Annotated in this window: 11 protein-coding genes; 5 read left to right on the top strand and 6 right to left on the bottom strand. The window is 66.7% G+C overall.

What is annotated here, in order from left to right; all coding sequences use genetic code 11:
* Positions 1 to 50: 50 nt before the first annotated feature.
* Positions 51 to 461 carry a VOC family protein gene (locus NP3_RS16345; protein WP_063042208.1) on the bottom strand — a complete coding sequence of 137 codons (411 nt, stop codon included), beginning with the start codon at positions 459 to 461 and terminating at the stop codon, positions 51 to 53.
* Positions 462 to 663: 202 nt separating this feature from the next.
* On the opposite strand from NP3_RS16345, the gene NP3_RS16350 reads away from it, so the two are divergent.
* Positions 664 to 1650: a glycosyltransferase family 9 protein gene (locus NP3_RS16350; RefSeq protein WP_063042210.1), complete on the top strand. Its 987-nt coding sequence runs from the start codon at positions 664 to 666 to the stop codon at positions 1648 to 1650.
* Between the two features lie 10 nt (positions 1651 to 1660).
* Here NP3_RS16350 and NP3_RS16355 read toward each other — a convergent pair whose 3' ends face one another.
* A complete protein-coding gene (locus tag NP3_RS16355) occupies positions 1661 to 1984 on the bottom strand; it encodes an ArsR/SmtB family transcription factor (RefSeq protein ID WP_063042212.1) in 324 nt (107 codons plus the stop codon).
* A gap of 183 nt (positions 1985 to 2167) precedes the next feature.
* Between NP3_RS16355 and NP3_RS16360 the strand changes: the two genes are divergently transcribed.
* From NP3_RS16360 to NP3_RS16370, 3 genes are all read left to right on the top strand, one after another.
* A complete protein-coding gene (locus NP3_RS16360) occupies positions 2168 to 2854 on the top strand; it encodes a M23 family metallopeptidase (protein WP_063042214.1) in 687 nt (228 codons plus the stop codon).
* A gap of 165 nt (positions 2855 to 3019) precedes the next feature.
* On the top strand, positions 3020 to 4099 hold the full coding sequence (locus NP3_RS16365) for a hypothetical protein (protein ID WP_245720965.1): 1080 nt from the start codon (positions 3020 to 3022) through the stop codon (positions 4097 to 4099).
* A gap of 25 nt (positions 4100 to 4124) precedes the next feature.
* Positions 4125 to 4667: a YaeQ family protein gene (locus NP3_RS16370; protein WP_063042217.1), complete on the top strand. Its 543-nt coding sequence runs from the start codon at positions 4125 to 4127 to the stop codon at positions 4665 to 4667.
* A gap of 10 nt (positions 4668 to 4677) precedes the next feature.
* Here NP3_RS16370 and NP3_RS16375 read toward each other — a convergent pair whose 3' ends face one another.
* Complete coding sequence (locus tag NP3_RS16375) at positions 4678 to 5004, bottom strand: hypothetical protein (RefSeq protein WP_063042219.1); 327 nt, start codon at positions 5002 to 5004, stop codon at positions 4678 to 4680.
* A 257-nt stretch (positions 5005 to 5261) separates the two neighbouring features.
* Here NP3_RS16375 and NP3_RS16380 point away from each other — a divergent pair, with 257 nt between their 5' ends.
* The gene (locus NP3_RS16380; protein ID WP_040691372.1) at positions 5262 to 5597 is read left to right on the top strand and encodes an RNA polymerase-binding protein RbpA; all 336 of its coding nucleotides are present in this window, start codon (positions 5262 to 5264) and stop codon (positions 5595 to 5597) included.
* Positions 5598 to 5676: 79 nt separating this feature from the next.
* Here NP3_RS16380 and NP3_RS16385 read toward each other — a convergent pair whose 3' ends face one another.
* The 3 genes from NP3_RS16385 to NP3_RS16395 all read right to left on the bottom strand — a co-directional run bounded on the left by NP3_RS16385 (position 5677) and on the right by NP3_RS16395 (position 16595).
* A complete protein-coding gene (locus NP3_RS16385) occupies positions 5677 to 6543 on the bottom strand; it encodes an ABC transporter permease (RefSeq protein ID WP_084508633.1) in 867 nt (288 codons plus the stop codon).
* On the bottom strand, positions 6543 to 7529 hold the full coding sequence (locus NP3_RS16390; protein ID WP_063042221.1) for an ATP-binding cassette domain-containing protein: 987 nt from the start codon (positions 7527 to 7529) through the stop codon (positions 6543 to 6545). Before NP3_RS16390 ends, NP3_RS16385 begins: the two co-directional genes overlap by 1 nt.
* A gap of 237 nt (positions 7530 to 7766) precedes the next feature.
* Positions 7767 to 16595, bottom strand: a complete 8829-nt coding sequence (locus NP3_RS16395; RefSeq protein ID WP_281197441.1) for a non-ribosomal peptide synthetase — start codon at positions 16593 to 16595, stop codon at positions 7767 to 7769.
* Between the last annotated feature and the right edge of the window lie 12 nt (positions 16596 to 16607).

The raw sequence follows: 16607 nt of genomic DNA on the forward strand, positions 1-16607 counted from the left end.
CACACCAGCGATTTTCTGAACATTTGCTCGAACGGGTCGAGCGCCGCGACCTAGGCGGGCGTCGCGATATTTACCATCCACGCGATACCGAAGCGATCCAGGCACATGCCGAATTCGTCGCCCCACATCTGCTTCTCCAACGGCACGGTCACGGTGCCACCGGCAGACAGCTTGTCCCAGTAGCCGCGCAGTTCATCGGGCGCGTCACCGCTGAGGCTGATCGAAATGCTGCTTCCTGGTTTGTACTCCATACCTGGCGGGGTATCCGAAGCCATCAGCGTGAATCCGCTCGGCGTTTCCAGCATGCCGTGCATGATCAGATCCGCGCCGGGCGCGTCCTTATCCCCCATATCCCCGAAGGTCTGCATGGTCAGCGTGCCGTCGAACACATCTCGATAGAACTCCAACGCGGTGCGCGCCGAGTCGGAAAAACTGATGTAAGGGTTGAGTCGGGAGGTCATAGGAACGCTCCTTGGTGGTAGTTGGCCGCCATCGCAGAGGTTAGTCCTCCGACTCGGACAGTGGGCCCGATAACGAGCTACTCGCTCACGTTTATCGCCGAGCGGGCTCGGGTAGTTATCCCTAAGTGGCTCTCGTCGTGTGCATCCATGGGGTGAAGCGGGTGGGTCGGGTTCGCGAGTCTCGGGTGGCTAGGAGAAGAGGGTGGCGGTTGTTCTCGTGCTGCAGGCACGTGGCCTCGGTGATCTGCTCACCGCGGTTCCCGCGTTGCGCGCGCTGCGACGGGCGAAACCGCACGATCAGATCGTCCTCGCCGCTCCGCATCGCCTGAAGCCGATCGTCGACCTCATCGCCTCCGTCGACTCGATGATCCCCACCTCGGACCTCGGCGACCTGCGCTGGGACGCTCCCGAACCCGCACTGGCGGTGAATCTGCACGGTCCGAGCGCCGAGAGCATCGTCGCACTCACCAAGACCGATCCCGGACGCATCCTCTCCTACCGCAATCCCGCTTTTCCGGAGCTGGATGGCCCGGAATGGCAGATGGATGTGCATCACGTCGAGCGCTGGTGCCATTTGCTCGAATCCGACGGCATCGTGGCCGATCGCCGCAATCTCGGACTCGTCCCGCCGGTCGCGACCACCAGTCGCCGCAATTGCATCGTGGTGCACGTGGGAGCGGGCGCACCGGCCCGACGCTGGCCGCCGGACCGGTTCGCCGCAGTCGTACGGCATCTGCTGGTGCTCGGTCGCGAGGTGGTGCTCACCGGTGACGAGTCCGAGCGCGATATCGCGCTGAGTATCGCCGCCCGCACGGGCCTACCCGGTGGCCGGGTGCTCGCGGGCGAGCAGAACCTCATCGAACTCGCCGCCACCGTCGCGGAGGCGGCGCTCGTGATCTCCGGCGATACCGGCGTCGCGCATCTGGCCACCGCCTTCGGAACCCGCACCGTATTACTGTTCGGACCGACACCGCCGCGCTGGGGCGGACCGCCACCGCATCTGCTCGGCAGGCATGCGGTGCTGTGGGCCGGTCAGCTCGGCGATCCGATGGCCGATACACCCGACCCCGGATTGCTGCGGATCGGCGTCACCGAGGTGATCAGCGCGGTCGACAAGCAACTCGCCAGGCGGGCGTGGCCTGCCAACGGCAACAATCGCGGGCGAACGGCGTATCGCCGCGTGGGTTGACCACGAGCATTCAGCTGTTGCCTTCGGCGCGAGCGTTGCTCAAAGCCGCGGCATAGGCCGCCAGCGCGCTGGGCCAGAACTGCTCCAGATAGTCGCGCGCATCGCCCAGTCCGCGTGGATCCAGGAAGTACAACCGACGATTGCCGTCCGGACGCATCATCACCAGCCGGGCCTCGCGCAGTACACGTAGATGCTGGGAGGCCGCCGAGCTGGTTACGCCGACGAGTTTCGCGAGATCGCCGACCGACAGCGGCGCGGTCGGCAATGCCTCGAAAATGGCCCGGCGGGTCGGGTCGGCGAGCGCCTCGATGGCATGAACTCCATTAGTCGCCACTGAAACAGTGTGAGCGACCGACATCTTGCTGGTCAACTCCGCTCAATACGGCATCACGCCAGTTGGGGAATGCATACACACCGTGTCGTTATCGATTTGTAACTAACCAACTGGGCTTTTGCAGACCTGTGACGGTTGGCACAGGATTACGGAAGCCGAATGTCCGTCCCGTACGTTCTAGCCATGCCCGTGACCGTACCGTTACCTCATCGTCTCGGCGCGACTCGCTCACGCCGCAACCGCGCCACAACTCGAGTGGTCGCCGCGGCGGCCGTCGTCAGCGCCTCGCTCGGCGTCATGGCCGCCGTGGAACCCGACGCACTGGCCGGGAAGACGGACCAGTCGGCCGAGCAGACCAGTGGCGCCGTCGCCTTCACCGCGTTCACCCCGCGCGAGGCCCAGATGCCGCAGACCGTGCCCGAAGCCGTGATCTGGGAGCAGACCCGCATCGCCACCGAGGCGGCCCGGCCGCGCACCGTTCGCCCCATCGAGGGCGTGCTGACATCCAACTTCGGCATGCGCTGGGGTGCGCTGCACGCCGGCCTCGATTTCGCCGACGCCATCGGGACCCCGATCGCCGCGGTCACCGACGGCACCGTCATCGAGGCAGGTCCGGCCTCCGGCTTCGGTCTCTGGGTGCGGGTGCAGCAGGATGACGGCACCATCGGCATCTACGGCCATGTGAACGACATTCTCGCCACCGTCGGTCAGCAGGTGCGCGCGGGCGATGTCATCGCCACCGTCGGCAACCGTGGCTTCTCCACCGGCCCGCACCTGCACTACGAAATCCACTCGGGCAACGGCGCACCGATCGATCCGATGCCCTGGCTCGGCGCGCGTGGTATCGCCGTCGGCTTCGCCCCGGAGTAAACGAGCCCGCCGCTGCCCCGCGTGAGATTCGGCCACCGGCGCATTCGCGATTCGACGAGGGGATCGCGAGTGCGTCCGGTGGTCGATTTCCAGTACCTCGGTATTACCCGCGAATGGCGCTGCAGCGGGACGTGGCCGGGCGTCGTCGATTCCTACCGTCGGATCATGCCGACGATCGATACTCTTTCCGCCCCTGGCGATTCCGCGCGCCACCGCCGTCCCGCCGTCACACCGGACCTGCCGGGCGGCAGTCGCCTCCATCGCCCGCTGCTGTGGATGGTGGCCACTATGGGTGCGCTCGTCCTGTTCTCGGCCGGTGGCATGGTGTTCGACGACCGGATGCTGCTCGACGAATCCGTATGGCTCAAACCGTTCAAGTTCGGGCTGGCCTTCGTGCTCTACGGGGTCACCCTGGCATGGCTGCTGTCGTTGCCGCACAGGGGGAGCCGGGTCACCTGGTGGATGGGAACGGTGTTCGCGATCACCGGGTTCGTGGACGTCGGATTCATCGTGGTGCAGGCCGCGCGCGGGACCTACAGTCATTTCAACAGCGAGACCGATGCGGTGAATTCGATCGGTCAGATGGTGTTCGCGTCCGGCGTGCCCGGCTTGTTCTTCGCGAATCTCGTTATTGTGCTGATCCTTTCGTGGCAGCGGCTGGTCGACCGGCCGACCGCGCGGGCCATTCACGCCGGACTCGGTCTGGCCGTCGTCGGGATGGCGCTCGGGTACCTGATGGGTTTCACCGGGAAACAGCTGGTGCGCGACGCCGACGGCAATGTGGTCGAGTTGGTGGCCGGACATACCGTCCTGGACCACCCGTCACTGGCCGCGCGTGACGGTGTCGGCGCCATGCCGATCACGCACTGGAGCACCATCGGCGGCGATCTGCGGATCCCGCATTTCCTCGGGCTGCATGCCATCCAGGTCTTGCTGCTCGCGGTTGTCGCACTGGCGTGGCTGGCGCCGCGCTATCCGTGGCTGCGGGGCGAACGCACGCGCGCCGCGTTGATCGGTGTGCTCGCATCGGGCTATGCCGGGCTGCTCGCGATCGTGTTCTGGCAGGCGATGCGGGCCCAGTCGCTGGTACATCCGGACGGTCGGACGCTGTTCGCCTTCGGTGCGTTGATTTGGGTGGTTGCGCTACTGACTCTCGCCGTCTATTGGCGGGCGCGCGCCCACGGCCGCAACACCCCGAGCGCCGTGCGACTGTTCGCCGCGGGCACGCACGCCCGCGGGCAGTAGCGGCGTTCACTAAGCTCCTGCTGCTATGGCCCTGAGCGCAACTCTGCACAACTTCGCCGTCCAACTCGCCGATGTAGACCGTGGTGTCTATCAAGAGTTGGAGTTGCGGGTTGCGCGCCACCCGTCCGAAACCGCCGAGTTCATGCTGACGCGACTGCTCGCCTACTGCCTCGAGTACGAGGAGGGCATCGCCTTCAGCGACGGCGGCGTGTCGTCCACCGACGAGCCCGCGGTGCTGGTGCGCGATCTCACCGGACGGCTCACCGCCTGGATCGAGATCGGTGCACCCGATGCCGATCGCGTGCACCGCGGCAGCAAATCGGCTGAGCGCGTTGCCATCTACACCCATCGCGACCCGGCCAAGGTGCTCGCGCAGCTCGCCGGTAAGCGGATCCACCGCGCCGAAGCGATCCCGCTGTACAGCTTCGATCGCGACTTCATCGATTCCGCGGTAGCCGCGATCGAACGCCGCAACACGGTCACGGTGTCGATTACCGAGCGACTGCTGTACCTGGATCTCAACGGCACGAACCTGAGCACGCCGATCGAAGAGCGCAGGCTCGGCTAGCGGTCGACGCTCACCGCAGCCGTTCCGCCTCGCGGGTGAGGGTCAACAGTGTGGCGCTCAACGCCTTCAGCTCTTCGGTGTCGGCGCCCTCACCGATGGCGGTGGCCACATCCTCGGCGGCACAGCGGGCGGCGAACCAGCGGTCGGCCAGATCGGCCGCCTCCTGGGCACTCAGTACCACCGAATCCGCCGGAATTCCGGTTCCCTTCAAGCTGTTGCGGTGTTCGTAGGCGCGTTGGCGACAGGACTGACGGCAGTACCGGCGACGACGTCCGGCCTCCGATTCGACGATCTCCCGCCCACACCACAGGCAGCAGGACAGCACGCGGCGCGACATGACGCAGAACCCTAATGGTTGTGCCGACCGAATGGGACTCGCGACCCCGGTTTATCGGCGCGGCGTGGGCGTGGCGGATGGTGGCCGGGACACCGACTACAATGGAACGGTTCGCCAGTACGCCGATGGGGAACTATTGGCGCAGGCACGATCGTTACATCTAAGGTCCAGCGAGCGTCACGCGTTCATCCGGCACTGACCGATGAAGGACGCGGTCGCGGCGCAACAAGACTCGAGCACACAGGGAGAGGCACACCATGGCAGATCGCGTACTCCGGGGCAGTCGGCTCGGAGCGGTGAGCTACGAAACCGATCGCGACCACGACCTGGCCCCGCGACGGATTGCTCGGTACCGGACCGATAACGGCGAGGAGTTCGACGTCCCCTTCGCCGACGACGCCGAGATCCCCCCGACCTGGCTGTGCCGCAACGGCCAGGAGGGCACCCTGATGGAGGGAACCACCCAGGAGACCAAGAAGGTCAAGCCGCCGCGCACCCACTGGGACATGCTGCTGGAGCGTCGCAGCAAGGAAGAGCTGGAGGAGCTGCTGAAGGAGCGGCTCGATCTGCTGAAGACGCGGCGTCGGGTCTAGGTTCCGTCAGACGAAACAAGGCCGCTTGCACCAGCTGGTGCAAGCGGCCTTTTCCGTACGGTGAGCCGCCCGGCAAGCACTACTTACTGGCGACCTTGCGGTACCGCAGCAGAGCCAATGGCACGACCACTACCAGGATGGCCAGGGAACACCCCACCGCGTAGGCGATGCAGTGCTCGGCGGGCCAACCGGTTGGCGTGCCGAAGCTCGGGGGTGCGCCGTTGTCGAAGAGCTTCCGTCCGGCAGCGGAAACGGCGGTGATGGGGTTCCATTCGGCGACGGTGCGCAGCGGACCGGGCAGCGACTCCGCGGAGATGAAGGCCGAGGAGATGAATGTCAACGGGAACAGCCAGATCAGGCCCGCGCTCTGGGCGACTTCGACGGTGGGTGAAAACAGACCCGTGATAGCCCCGACCCAGGACATGGCGAACGCGAACAGCAGAATTATCGCGAAAGCCAGTACGGCATCGACGATCCCGCCGTTGATCCGCCAGCCGACGATATACCCGCAACCGACCATGACGGCCAGGCTAAGGATATTCACCGCCAGATCCGAGAGTGTGCGCCCCATCAGCACCGCCAGCCGCGACATCGGCAATGTTCGCATGCGGTCGATGATGCCCTTCTCCAGATCGCCCGCCAGGCCGACCGTGGTGAAGGCGGCGTTGAAAGCGACTGTCTGGGTGAAGATTCCGGCGAGCAGGAATTCGCGATACTGGCCGCCGCCGAGTGACGCGCCGAAGATGTAGGCGAACAGGAAAACGAACATCAGTGGCTGGATCGTCGCCGTCACCAGCAGGGTCGGGACCCGCAGGATGGTCAGCAGATTCCGGTACGCCACGATGGCGCTGTCCCGGATGACCCGGGCGTGGGGTTGCCGAATCTCCGGTGGGGATTCGGTTTTCGCGGTCGATTCCGCTTCGGCGCGCGCGACTGCGGTGCTCATCAAGACAAGATCTCCTCTTGTACATCGTCGTTTTCCGGCTCGAGGTCGTGCGCGGCGGAGCCGGTGAGGGACAGGAATACGTCGTCGAGACTGGGCCGGTGCACGCCCGCGTCGACCACGCATACCCCGGCGTCGTCGAGCCTGCGCAGCGCTTCGACCATGGTGCGGGAGCCGTCGGCGACCACGATGGAGACTTCGTTCGCGCCCAGATCGTGGGTCGGCTCACCGATACCGACCTGCGCGAGGATCGTCAGCGCCGGCAGCACGTCCTGGCCGGGGGCCAGCGTGATGGTGAGCCGGTCGCCGCCGATGGAGGTCTTCAGCTCATCGGCCGAACCCTTGGCGATGACCCGCCCGCGGTCGATGACCGTGATGCGGTCGGCGAGCTGGTCGGCCTCTTCCAGATACTGGGTGGTGAGCAGCACCGTGGTGCCGTCGTCGACGAGATCGCCGATGACGCGCCACATATCGAGACGGCCACGCGGATCCAGGCCGGTGGTCGGCTCGTCGAGCACTACCACCGCGGGCCGCGCCACCAATGCACCGGCGAGGTCGAGCCGCCGCGCCATACCGCCGGAGTAGGTACCCGCGCGACGGTGCGCCGCATGGTCCAGGCCGAAAGTGTTCAGCAACTCCGCCGCGCGAGAGGTGGCCTGCCGCTGCGACATTCCGTACAGCCGCGCCACCATACGCAGATTCTCGTAGCCGGTCAGGTTGGCGTCGACCGCCGCGTATTGACCGGACAGCCCGATGCGCCGACGCGCGGTCGCCGGATCGCGCAAGACGTCGATGCCCGCCACCTGCACCGATCCCGCACAAGGCCGCAGCAGGGTGGTCACGATGCGCACCGTCGTCGTCTTACCCGCGCCGTTGGGCCCGAGCAGTGCCATCACCGTGCCCGCCGGAATCTGTAGGTCGACCTCGTCCAGCACTCGCACCCGGCCGTAAGTCTTGACCAGGCCGCGCACCTCCACCGCCAGACTCACGACACAACCTGCCGAGCCTTGGCCCCCGGCGCCCGCACTCTCGCCGGGCCTGCTACCGATTGCTCACGCGCTGTCGACTCACCGCATTCGCTCACGATTCGCTCCTGTTCCGCCCCTCGGCACCGGCGTCCCGGCCCGCGCGGTCGTCGGCGATGTCTCGCGCGAATCCGCCTCGGTGACACCAGGTTTCGTCGATGCGTGCGGGTGCTGTGTCGATGGATTGTTCGAAACGCTCTCTCACGACCGTGCCTCCTGCCCCGGTGCGCCTTCCAGGTGCTCGTTGACCACCGGACCGATGACGGCGAGTGATTCCGGTGTCGTCATGGCCGAGTGTTTGCAGGGCAAGTCGTGGTTGTGAATGGAGCCGGTGACGAAGGGCGCCCACGCCGCGGCGCAGCGGGTCGGGTCGGTGTGGTTGATCTCGTCATCGGCCGCGGTGAAGAAGAGCAGATCACCGTCGAAGGTCCTGGGGCGGAAGCCGTGGGCCAGGACAGTCCCATTGGTGTAGCCCGCGTAGAGGCGCTCCAGGTGTTCGAGGGTCAGGGCGGCGAACGGGCCGGGACGCGAGCTCAGCAGTTCGGCGGCATCGCGCAGGGTCATGCGCGGGTCGAGTTCGACGTCATCGGCGTCATTGCCGAATTCGCCGATGATCTCGGCCACCGTGGGGATCGCATGCTCGAGCCATTCGTCGGTGAGCTGGTAGCTATCCATCATCGACAGTAGTGCGACCTGCTCGCCCGCCTCCTGCAACTGGACCGCCACCTCATGCGCGATCAGGCCGCCCAGCGACCAGCCGAGCAGGTGGTAGGGCCCCTCGGGCTGGATCGACTTGATGTGCGCCACATAGTTTTCCGCGGCCTCGCCGATCGAATCGAACCCATCCGCGCCCGCGACATGCGGTGCCTGCAATCCGTACACCGGGCGGTCGGCAGCCAGATGCGCGAGCAGGCCCGAGTAGCACCAGGACAGTCCGATCGCGGGATGGATGCAGAACAGCGGGGCCCGGCTCGCGGTGGTGCGGGCCCGGATCGGCAGTACCGGCTCCAGTGTCGCGGCGATGGCCGCGCCGAGGTGACCGGCTCCGTCCAGCCGGGCCGCGATGGCGGCCGGGGTGGAGTCACCGAACATCAGCTGCACCGGCAGATCGATCCCGTTGACGCGCAGCTCTGCCACAACCTTCGTGGCCAGCAGTGAGTTGCCGCCGAGTTCGAAGAATCCGTCGTCGACGCCTACCGTATCGACACCGAGCACCGTCGCGAAGGCGGCGCACAGCTGCACCTCGGTCTCGGTGGTCGGCGCCCGATAGCCTTCGCTCGCACTGAAGACCGGTTCCGGCAACGCATTTCGGTCGAGCTTGCCGACCGGGCTGAGCGGAACCTCGTCGATCAGCATGATCGATTGGGGCACCATGTAATTCGGCACCCGCGCTGCGAGATGTTCGGTGAGCTCGGCCGCGTTGACCGTAATTCCATCGCACGGCTTCACATACGAGACCAATGCCGTCGCACCGGCGGGGGTCCGATAACCGATGGTCGTCGAGAACTCGACCGCGTCGTGCCGCGCGAGCGCGGCGTCGATCTCGCCGAGTTCGATGCGGAAGCCGCGGATCTTCACCTGATGGTCGGTGCGGCCGAGGTATTCGATTTCGCGGGCCGAATCGGAGCTGTGCCCGAACCAGCGCACGAGATCGCCGGTGCGATACATCCTTTCCCCCGGCTTGCCGTAGGGATTCGCGATGAACCGCTGCGCCGTCAGCCCCGGACGGTTCAGATAACCCCGTGCCAGCGCACTACCCGCCAGATGCAGTTCACCGGTCACCCCGACCGGCGCGGGATGCAGCCGCCCATCGAGGATGGCGGCGTTGACGCCGCGGATCGGCCCGCCGATCGTGATCGGCTCGCCCGGTGCCATGGGCTGGGAGATCACCGTGACAATGGTTGTCTCCGTCGGCCCGTACACGTTGTACAGATTGCGTCCGGGCGCCCAGCGCGTGACCAGCTCCGGCGGTAGCGCCTCGCCGCCCACCAGCACATGCGCCAGTTCGGTGACGCCGGTCGGATCGACCGTGCCGAGTGCCGAGGTGGTGATGAACGCGTGCGTGATCCCTTCGTCGATGAATACCCTGCCCAGTTCGGCGCCGCCGACCACGCCCGATGGCGTGATCACCAGCGTCGCCGCACCACCGAGTGCGAGCAGCAGGTCGAGCATGGCGGCGTCGAAGCTCGGCGTCGCGAAATGCAGGACCCGGCTACCGGAGTGCACCTCGAACCGCTGCGCGGTCTCCGCGGCGAAGTTCGAGAGGCCACCGTGAGTGACCACGACGCCCTTCGGTGTGCCGGTCGAGCCGGAGGTGTAGATGACGTATGCCGGATTGTCCACCCGCAGCATGCTGGTCCGCTCGCCCGTCCTGATCGGCGCGTCGGAGGTATCCAGCACCCACTCACGGAATTCGGCATCGTCGAGCACGATCCACTCGGCATCGCCCGGCATCTGGTCGCGGTGCGCGGCCAGCGTAATGCCCAGTGCCGCACCGGAATCGGTGAGCATATGGGAGATCCGCTGCGCCGGATACAGCGGATCGACCGGCACGAAGGCCGCACCCGCCTTGGCCACCGCGAGCATCGTCGCGACCGATTCGATCGAGCGCGGAATCCCCAGCGCCACCAGCGTTTCCGGGCCGACCCCGCGTTCGATGAGCACCCGTGCCAGCCGGTTTGTCCACCGGTCGAGCGCGTCGTAGCTCACCTGGGTGTCGCCCGAGCGCAGCGCGGTGGCCTTGCGATCGACATTCGCCGCGTTCTCGAACACCTCGGGGAAGGTGACCGGCCGGTCCGCCTCCGCCCCGCGCACCGGAGCCAGCCCGGACCATTCGGCGGGATCGAGCAGCTCCAGATCACCCACGGCGGTGGTCGGATTCGCGGCGACACCGGCGAGCAGCCGGACCAATCGCTTGCCGAGCCGCTGTGCGGTCTGCTCGTCGAACAGATCACTCGCATAGTTGACCGACAGGTTGATGCCGCCGGGTTCCCCTGTGCCGGTCTGTGATTCGGTCAGCGTGAACTGCAGATCGAACTTCGCGATACCGGTGTCGACATCCTCCGACTCGATGCGCAGCCCGGGCAGATCGAGCACCCGCACCGGGTGGTTCTGCACCGAGAGCATCACCTGGAACATCGGGTGATGGGCCTGCGAGCGGGCCGGATTCAGCACCTCGACGAGCCGCTCGAACGGCAGGTCCGCATGCTCGAACGCATCCAGATCGATATCGCGCACGGCGTGCAACAGGTCGGTGAACCTGGCGTCCGGATCGATCCGGGTGCGCAGCACCAACGTGTTGACGAACATGCCGACCATCCGATCCAGCTCGGGGTGGCCGCCGCGACCGGCGATCGGCGTGCCGACGGTGATGTCGTCGGTCGCGGTCATCCGGTGCAGCAGTACCGCGAGGGCGGCGTGCAGCAACATGAACATGCTGACGTTATTGCCGGTGGCGATCGTGCGCAGTTCCCGATGGGTCAATGCGTCGATCGGGCACTCGACAATGCCACCGCGATAGGTCGGCGTGGGCGGGCGCGGCCGGTCCGCGGGCAGGTTCAGCAGCTCCGGAATTCCGTCCAGGGTGTGCCGCCAGTAGTCGAGCTGGCGGTGCACCACCGAATCGGGATCGTCCTCGGTGCCGAGTGTGTCCTGTTGCCAGAGTGTGTAATCCGCGTACTGGATCTCCGCTTCCGGCCAGTCCGGCGTCTTCTCCTCGCATGCGGCCGCATAGGCGGCAGCCACATCAGCGGCCAGCGGTGCCAGTGACCAGCCGTCCATCGCAATGTGGTGGACGACCAGCACCAGAACGTGATCGGTCGACTCCCCCGGTGCCTTTTCGATGGCCCCGTCCGGATCGACCGTGATCAGCGCGGCGCGTATCGGCACGGTCGACGCGAGATCGAATCCCGGAGTAGCGAAATCCTCCACGGCACCGGGTATTTCCGAGAGCGGCATCGTCGCAGCGAACAGCGCGACAGCCGCAGCGGCCGGATCGAGAATCTGCTGCGCGGGTACCCCATTGATCTCCGGGAACACCGTCCGCAGCGTCTCGTGCCGCTGCTGCACGGCGTGCAATGCCCGCACCAGCGCATCGGCATTCAGCTCGCCGCGCAACCGCAGCACCACGGGGATGTTGTACGCCCCGGTGGCATGACCCGTGCTGTCGCCGATCTGGTTGAACCGGTTCAGGAACCACAGGCGATACTGCGCCGCCGACAACGGAATCCGCTCGGGCCGATCGCGGCGGACCAGCTCCGGCCGGGCGTCGGCGCCGGATCCGGAATCGAGCAGCGTCGCGAGTTCGGCGACCGTCGGCATAGTGAAGACGGTGCGCACCTCGAGGCGGGTATTGGTCGCCGCGGCCAGCCGGGCCACGAGTTGGGTTGCCAGCAGCGAATTTCCGCCGATATCGAAGAAGCTGTCGTCGGCGCTCACGCCCTCGGCACCGACCAACTCGCCCATCACCTCGGCCACCAGCCGCTCGGCGTCGGTCGCTGGTGCCCGCTGGGCCGTGCGCAACGTCAGCTGTGGTTCGGGCAGTGCGGCGACATCCAATTTGCCCGTCGGGGACAGCGGGATCCTGTCCAGCATGGTGATACTCGCCGGAACCATATGCGCGGGAAGGTGTTCGGCAACATGGGCGCGCACCGCATCGATATCCGGTGCGGTGTCCTCGGCAGCCTGGATGAACGAGACGATCCGATCCGCGCCCGCGATATGGCGCACCTCGGTGTGCGCGAACCGCACGTGCTCATGTGCGGCGAGCGCGTTGGTGATCTCGCCGAGTTCGATGCGGAAGCCGCGCACCTTGACCTGATGGTCACTGCGTCCGAGGTAGACGATCTCGCCCGCGGCATTCCAGCGCACCACATCACCACTGCGGTACATCCGCGACCCCGCCGGTCCGAAAGGGTCGGCGACGAACCGTGTAGCGGTGAGTTCGAACCTGTCGAAATACCCACGCGAGACACCGAATCCGCCGAGGTATAGATCGCCGGGAACCCCGACCGGCACCGGACGCAGCCGCTCATCGAGTACCAGCGCCCGCGCACCGCGCACCGGGGTGCCGATGGTGATCGGTTCGCCGATCGCCATCGGCGCGGAGATCGTGGTGACGATGGTGGTCTCGGTCGGCCCGTAGACGTTGTACATCTGGCGTCCCGGGGCCCAGCGGGCCACCAGCCCTGGACTCAAGGCCTCGCCACCCACCATGAGCGCACGCAGGCACGGCAACGACCACCGCTCCCGATCGATGGTGGCCAACGCCGCCGGTGTGATGAACGTGTGAGTGACACGCTCGCGCTCCATCAGCGCGGCCAGTTCATCGCCGCCGTAGATATCGGTCGGGACGATCACCATGGTCGCACCGGAGCCGATCGCGAGCAGCAGATCCAGAATCGCCGCGTCGAAGCTCGGGGAGGAAAAGTGCAGCGTGCGCGAATCCTTGTCGACCCGAATCCGCTCGCGGAGTTCGTCGCCGAAGTTCGACAGCCCGCCGTGCGTGACGCCCACGCCCTTGGGTTTGCCGGTCGAGCCCGAGGTGTAGATCACATAGGCCAGATCAGCGATCTCAATGCGGCGATGGCGTTCGTAGTCGTCGACCAGGCAGTCGTCGAATTCGTCCAGTTCCTCGATGAATTCAGGCGCGTCGAGCAGCAGCCAGTCGGTGCCCGCGGTCGCGGGCAGCCGATCGGCGTGCTCGGCCAGCGTGACGCCCACTTCGCACCCGGAGTCGACCAGCATGTGCCGCACGCGGTCGGCCGGATAGTTCGGATCCACCGGCACGAATGCGGCACCGGACTTGGTGACCGCAAGCATCGTGATGACCGAGTCGATCGAGCGGGTCAGGCCGAGTGCCACCCGGTCACCCGGACCGAGCCCGCGCTCGATCAGCGCCCGTGCCAACCGATTCGAGCGCGCGTCGACCGCGGTGTAGGTCAGCGAGGTGCCATTCGAGCGGATCGCCGTGCGCTGCGGATGCATATGCGCGGTGGCAGTGAAGTAAGCGGCCAGCGTGCACTGCGGCGTGGTCGCGCCGCCGATGGCCGGGGTGAGTTGTCGTCGCTCGAATCCGGTGCGCACGTCGATATCGCGGACCAGCACCTGCGGTGCGGCGGTAATGGCCGACAACACCGCCTGGAACCGATCGGCCATCGTTTTGACCGTCGCTGCATCGAAAAGCTCGGCGGCATAGACGAATTCGAAGATACGCGCCGATGCGTCCGGTCCGGCGTCGCGGGCGCCGGTACCGACCCGCAGTTCCAGATCGAATTTGGCCAGCGCGATATCCAATTCCTCAGCATGCAAGGCGAGGCCGGGCAGTTCGAGCGCGGGAACCGGACCGTCCTGCACTGTCAGCGCCACCTGGAACAGCGGCTGGCGACCGCTGCCGCGCCCGTCGCTGCCCAACTCGTTGACGATGCGCTCGAAGGGGATATCCGTGTGCGCCATGGCGGCCAGCTCGTTATCGCGATCCGCGCGCAGCAGCGTCGCGAACGGAACATCCGGGTCGACATCCGAGCGCAGCACCAGCGTGTTGACGAACATGCCGACCAGGTCGTCGAGCTTGGTATCGGTGCGCCCCGCGACCGGCGTGCCGATCACGATATCCCGACCGCCGGTAATGAACCGCAGCATGACGGCGAGGGCCGAGCGCAGCACCATGAAGATGCTGACGCCCTGTTCGCGCGCAAGTTCGGCAAGTGCCCGCTGCACCGGCTCGGGCACGCTGAAGCGCACCGAACCCGCCTCCTGCGTCGGCGCGGCCGACCGCAGCCGATCGTAGGGCAGCGGCAGTTCGTCGTGCAGATCCGCCAGTGCGCTACGCCAGTACGCGAGTTGCTCGGCTGCGAGACTGTCCGGATCGGCCTCGTCACCGAGGTAGTCGCGCTGCCACAACCCGAAATCGGCGTACTGCACCGGAAGCGGCGTCCAATCGGGTGCCCCACCTGCACGCCTTGCCACGTAAGCAGCGGCCAGATCCCGGGTCAGCGGGCCGAGCGACCAACCGTCGGCGGCGATGTGGTGCAACACAATGCCGAGCAGATGACGCCGAGAGTCGGTGCGCAGCAAGCTGATCCGAAGCGGGATGTCCTTGGTGAGATCGAATCCGGCGCGGGCCATGGCGCGCAGTGTCTGCTCGGCGGCGCCTTCGTCGGTCGCCACCGGCTCGACCACCGGCATGGCCTTGGCGGTCGGCAGCACCGACTGCCGTGCGCCGAGATTGTCCTCCGGGAACACCGTGCGCAGTATCTCGTGCCGCTCGACCAGATCGGTCAGCGCCGCACGCAGGGCCGCCGCATCCAGATCGCCGTCGATCCGAATGACGAATGCGATGTTATAGGCGCTCGATTCGGGTGAGAATCGATTGAGGAACCACAGTCGCTGCTGGGGCAGCGACAATGGAATGCGTCCCGGACGTGGGGTATGCACAGCCAGCGCCACCCGTTGCGTCCGGGGCGCTTCCGTTATCCGTTCCGCGACACCGGCCACCGTCGGCGCCTCGAAGATCAGCCGCACCGGCAGGTCGACGCCGAATTCCGCGTGCAGTGCGGCGGCGAGGCGGGTGGCGAGCAGCGAGTTGCCGCCCACCTCGAAGAAGCTGTCCTCCGCGCCCGTCATCGGATGACCGAGGATTTCACCGAACGCGGCGGCGACGCGCTGCTCCAGCAGCGTGCTCGGCGCACGCGAGGTACCCACGGCCGCGAAAACCGGTGCTGGCAGGGCCTTTCGGTCCAGCTTGCCCGCCTGGGTGACCGGCATCTCGTCGAGTACGGCAATCGATGCGGGCACCATGTAGCCGGGCAGCCGCTGACGCGCGGTCTCGGCGATCGCGGCGGCCTCGATCGGTTCGTTCGCGGTCACATAGGCGACCAGGCGTGGCTGGCCGTGTTCGTCGGTGTGCACGACGGTGAGCGCGGCGCGCACACCCGGATGGGCGCGCAGCACATGGTCGATTTCGCGCAGTTCGATGCGGAAGCCGCGGATCTTGATCTGGTCGTCGACGCGGCCGAGGAAGCGCAGCTGTCCGGTCGGATCCGAGACCACGAGATCGCCGGTGCGGTACATCCTTTCACCGCGCCGACCGTGCGGGTTGGCCGGGAAGCCCTGTGCGGTAAGGCCGTATCGGCCCAGGTAGCCGCGGGCCAGCCCCGGGCCGGACAGGTAGAGCTCGCCCGGGGTCCCCGGTGGCACCGGATGCAGTCGACCGTCCAGCACGAACAGTCGCATACCGCGCACCGGCTTGCCGAGCGGCACCGGGCGACCCGCCTGCATCGGACCGCTGGCGGTGGCGGCGACCGTCGCCTCGGAAGGGCCGTACATATTGTGGATGCGGTGCACGGCCGACCATCGTTCGACCAGTTCCTCCGAGCACGCCTCACCGCCCACGATGACGGCCTCGAGATCGTCGAGCCCCTCCTCCGGCACGGTGGCCAGCGCGGCCGGGGTGATGAAGGCATGGGTGACCCGCTCCGTGCGCAGCAGATCGGCGAGTTCCGTACCGCCGTACATACCCGCGGGTGCGATGACGATGGTGGCGCCCGCCGCGAACCCGAGCAGGATCTCCAGCACCGACGCGTCGAAGCTGGGCGAGGAGAAGTGCAGCGTGCGTGCCGAATCCGTGACACCGAACAGATGCATCTGCTCCTGTGCCAGCGATGCGATACCGGCGTGGGTGACGACGACTGCCTTGGGCTTTCCGGTGGAACCCGAGGTGTAGATCAGGTAGGCCGGATACCCGGTGCGCATCGGATAGTGGCGGTCCGCATCGGTGACGGGATCGGTTGAGTAGCGGGCGGATTCGGTGGCCAGTTCATCCGAGCCGAGTACCAGCCAATCGACATAGTGTTTGCGGTGCTTACCGCCTGCGGCGGGCCAGGCGGGCATGGTGGCCAGGGATTCCGGCACGGTCAGCCCGAGCATGGCACCGGAATCGGCGATCATATGCCCGATCCGCTCGGCCGGGTAGCTCGGATCGATCGGCACATATGCCGCACCGGTTTTCGCCACGGCCCAGATGGCCGCAATGGAATCGAGGCT

This window comes from Nocardia pseudovaccinii NBRC 100343, assembly GCF_001613225.1.
GTDB classification, from domain to species: domain Bacteria; phylum Actinomycetota; class Actinomycetes; order Mycobacteriales; family Mycobacteriaceae; genus Nocardia; species Nocardia pseudovaccinii.